This is a genomic window from Actinosynnema sp., assembly GCF_052038725.1.
This window is the reverse complement of the sequence record NZ_JBQGCX010000536.1, coordinates 1-3,861: the sequence shown is the minus strand read 5'-3', so window position 1 is coordinate 3,861 and position 3,861 is coordinate 1. Positions and strand designations below refer to the sequence as shown.

The 3,861-nt window shown below is 72.9% G+C and carries 3 protein-coding genes and 1 pseudogene; all 4 read left to right on the top strand.

Going from position 1 to position 3,861, the window contains the following annotated elements:
* A pseudogene (locus tag ACTUAL_RS10815) lies at positions 1-322 on the top strand (radical SAM family heme chaperone HemW); the annotation flags it as partial.
* Positions 323-902: 580 nt separating this feature from the next.
* Positions 903-1,925 (top strand): heat-inducible transcriptional repressor HrcA, encoded by a 1,023-nt coding sequence (gene hrcA / locus ACTUAL_RS10810; protein WP_096491895.1) that lies wholly within the window; start codon positions 903-905, stop codon positions 1,923-1,925.
* 86 nt (positions 1,926-2,011) lie between these two features.
* Complete coding sequence (gene dnaJ, locus ACTUAL_RS10805; protein ID WP_096491896.1) at positions 2,012-3,166, top strand: molecular chaperone DnaJ; 1,155 nt, start codon at positions 2,012-2,014, stop codon at positions 3,164-3,166.
* On the top strand, positions 3,163-3,861 hold a 699-nt coding region (locus ACTUAL_RS10800; protein ID WP_440900154.1), incomplete at its 3' end, for a 16S rRNA (uracil(1498)-N(3))-methyltransferase. The genes dnaJ and ACTUAL_RS10800, both read left to right, overlap by 4 nt.

Sequence of the window (3,861 nt, the reverse complement as noted above, 5' to 3'; positions counted from 1 at the left end):
GGCGCACAGCCACGTGGGTGGGGTGCGGTGGTGGAACGTGAAGCACCCGGCGAAGTACGCGGCGGTGCTGGCGGGTGGGGGGTCGCCTGCCGCGGGGCGTGAGGTGCTGGCGGAGGACGATCGCAGGGTCGAGCGGGTGCTGTTGGAGCTGCGACTGTCCGAAGGGCTGCCGGTGGAGGTTCTGGACCGGGACGGGCGGCGGGAGGCTGCTCGGGTGGCGGCTGAGGGGTTGTTGGAGCCCGTGGCGCTTGCGCGGGGGCGGTGCGTGTTGACGGACCGGGGGCGGTTGTTGGCTGACGCGGTGGTCCGGCGGTTGACCTGAGGGTGGGTGACCTGAGGGCGGGTGACCTGAGGACGGGTTTTCAACCCAAGGGCAAGGGCGAAGGGCGAAGGGCAAGAGCTTAAGAGCACGCCTCGCCGGCGGGGCAGACCTCCAAAAAAGAGGGGGACGGGCTCTGCCGGCCGGTGGCCGTTGGTGCTCGGTGCCGGTTTACCACTGCGGTGGTCCGGGTCCCTCTTCTCCGTTTGGCCTCCTTTCAGGCAAGCACAGGCGTCAAGACGCCGTTTGACTCGGGCGGTCTGCCGCATAGTGCGGCGGCGTCTTGACACCTGCGCTCGGGCTTCGCCAGGCCAAACGGAGAAGAGGGACGCGGGACGGGGTGGCTGCGGGCTCGCTTTGCTCGCCCCGCCGCCCGCGTGGCGGTTGGTGTGGGGGCTGCTGTGGTTGGCGTGGGGGCGGTTGCGGCGGGGAGTGCGGTCGGGTGCGGATCGCTGGGGGGGGGTGGGGTTCGTAACCTGTGAATGACTTTCCGAACTCGCGGGGGACCGGGGGGCGTCGTCTCCGTAAAATCGGGGCGAGGACATCAGGGGGCTGTGCCCCCTACCAGCGGAGGTGGCACGCGGTGAACGCTGATCAGCGGCGCTTCGAGGTGTTGCGCGCCATCGTCGCCGACTACGTCTCCAACCACGAGCCCGTCGGGTCCAAGGCGTTGGTCGAGCGGCACAACCTGGGGGTGTCCAGTGCGACCGTGCGCAACGACATGGCCTCGTTGGAGGAGGACGGGTACATCACCCAGCCGCACACCAGCGCCGGGCGGGTGCCGACCGACAAGGGGTATCGGCTGTTCGTCGACCGGTTGAGCGAGGTCAAGCCGTTGTCGACGGCCGAGCGGCGGGCCATCCACTCGTTCCTCGAAGGGGCCTGCGACCTGGACGACGTGCTGCGGCGCAGTGTTCGGCTGCTCGCGCAGCTCACGCGGCAGGTCGCGGTCGTGCAGTACCCGACGCTCAGCCGGGCCTCGGTGCGGCACCTCGAGGTGCTCGCCATCACCCCGGCGCGGTTGATGCTGATCCTGATCACCGACACCGGTCGGGTGGACCAGCGGTCGGTGGACCTCGGGGACGTGATCACCGAGGACAACGTCGCCCGCATCCGGGCGATGCTCAACGGCTCGCTGGTCGGCAAGCGGCTCGCGGACGCCTCCGCCGAGGTCGCCCAGCTGCCCGAGACGGTGCCGAGCGACCTGCGGGACATCGCCACCAGGGTCAGCACCGTGCTGATCGAGTCCCTGGTCGAGCACCCCGAGGAGCGCCTGGTGCTGGGTGGCACGGCGAACCTCACCCGGAACGTGGCAGACTTCCCCGGTTCACTGCGCCAGGTGCTGGAGGCGCTGGAGGAGCAGGTGGTGGTGCTCAAGCTGCTGGCGGCCTCGCACGACCCCGGCACCGTGCTGGTGCACATCGGGGAGGAGAACGAGGCGGCGGAGATGCGCAGCACCTCGGTCGTGTCCATCGGCTACGGCAGCGCTGACAAGCTGCTCGGCGGCATGGGCGTGGTCGGACCAACCCGGATGGACTACCCGTCCACTATGGCGGCCGTCAGGGCCGTCGCCCACTACGTGGGGGACATCCTCACCGTCCGGTGAGGGAACACCCCGCGCCCGCAGGACGTTTCGCAAGCGACGCAGGCTAGCGCGCGCGTGTTCCAGCGCGCCCGCAGGAGGACAGCACGGTGGCGAGGGACTACTACGGCACGCTCGGGGTCTCCAAGAACGCGACACCCGAGGAGATCAAGCGCGCCTACCGCAAGCTCGCGCGCCAGCTTCACCCGGACGTGAACCCCAACGAGGAAGCGCGCTTCAAGGAGGTGACCGCCGCCTACGAGGTCCTGTCGGACCCGCGCAAGCGGCAGGTCGTCGACCTGGGCGGCGACCCGCTGGAGCCGGGTGGCGGCGGGCGAGGCGCGGGTGGCGGCGACCCGTTCGCCGGCTTCGGGCTGGGCGACATCATGGACGCGTTCTTCGGCGCGGGCGCGGGAGGCGGCGGTCGCGGACCGCGCAGCCGCGTCCAGCCCGGATCGGACGCGCTGATCCGGCTCTCCATGACGCTGGAGGAGTGCGCGGCCGGCGCGAACCGCGAGCTGACGGTGGACACCGCGATCCTGTGCGACCGCTGCGTGGGCAGCGGCTGCGCGGAGGGCGCGTCCCCGGTGCGCTGCGACACCTGCGGTGGGCGCGGCGAGGTGCAGTCGGTGCAGCGCTCGTTCCTCGGCCAGGTCGTCACGGCCCGGCCGTGCCCGGTCTGCCGGGGCTTCGGCGAGGTCATCCCCGACCCGTGCCAGCAGTGCGCGGGCGACGGCCGGGTCCGCTCCCGCCGCACCATCTCGGTGCAGATCCCGGCCGGTGTGGCCGAGGGGATGCGGGTGCGTCTGGCCGGGCAGGGCGAGGTCGGCTCCGGCGGCGGCCCCGCCGGTGACCTGTACGTCGAGGTCGAGGAGATCGCCCACGACGTGTTCGAGCGCGACGGGGCCGACCTGCACTGCTCGGTGCGCATCCCGATGACGACGGCCGCGCTCGGCGCGGTGCTGCCGCTGTCCACCCTCGACGGCGAGGAGGAGCTGGAGATCGAACCCGGCACCCAGCCCGCCACCGAGCTGGTGCTCACCGGCCGCGGGATGCCGAGGCTGCGCTCCAACGGGCGCGTCGACGGGCGCGGCGACCTGCACGTCCACCTGGACGTCGTGGTGCCGACCAAGCTCGACGCCCGCCAGAGCGAGCTGCTGCGCGAGCTGGCCTCGGTGCGCGGCGAGGAGGAGCCCTCGCTGTCGGGCGGCGGCAAGGGCGGCGGGCTGTTCTCGCGGCTGCGCTCCGGCCGCGGCCACCGGTGACCCTCCCCGTCTTCCTGGTCGAGAGCCTGCCCACCGGGTCCGCCGCCGTCCTGGACGGCCCGGAGGGCAGGCACGCCGCCACCGTGCGCAGGCTGCGCGCGGGGGAGGAGCTGGTGCTGTCGGACGGCAGCGGCGACCAGGTGCGCTGCGAGATCACCGAGGCGCTCAAGGACTCGCTGCGGCTGCGCGTGGTCGAGCGCTGGACCGTGCCCGAACCGGGGGTGCGGGTCGTGCTGGTGCAGGCGCTGGTCAAGGGCGAGCGCGGCGAGCTGGCCGTGGAGCTGGCGACCGAGGCGGGCGTGGACGCCGTGCTGCCGTGGAAGGCGGCGCGGTGCGTGGCCAAGTGGGAGGACGGGCCGCGCGGGGCCAAGGCGCTCGGCCGCTGGCGGGCCACCGCCCGCGAGGCGGCCAAGCAGGCGCGCCGGGCGCGGGTCCCCGAAGTGGGGGAGCCGGTGACCACGAAGCAGCTCGCGGCGCTCGCGTCGCGGGCCGCGGCGGTGCTGGTGCTGCACGAGTCCGCCGAAGTCGGGATCGGCTCGGTGGCGCTGCCACCCTCGGGTGAAGTCCTGCTGGTCGTCGGCCCGGAGGGCGGCATCGCGGAGCAGGAGCTGTCCGCGCTGGTGGAGGCGGGTGCGCACGTGGTCAGGCTGGGGCCCTCGGTGCTCAGGGCGTCCACGGCGGGGGCCGTCGCGCTG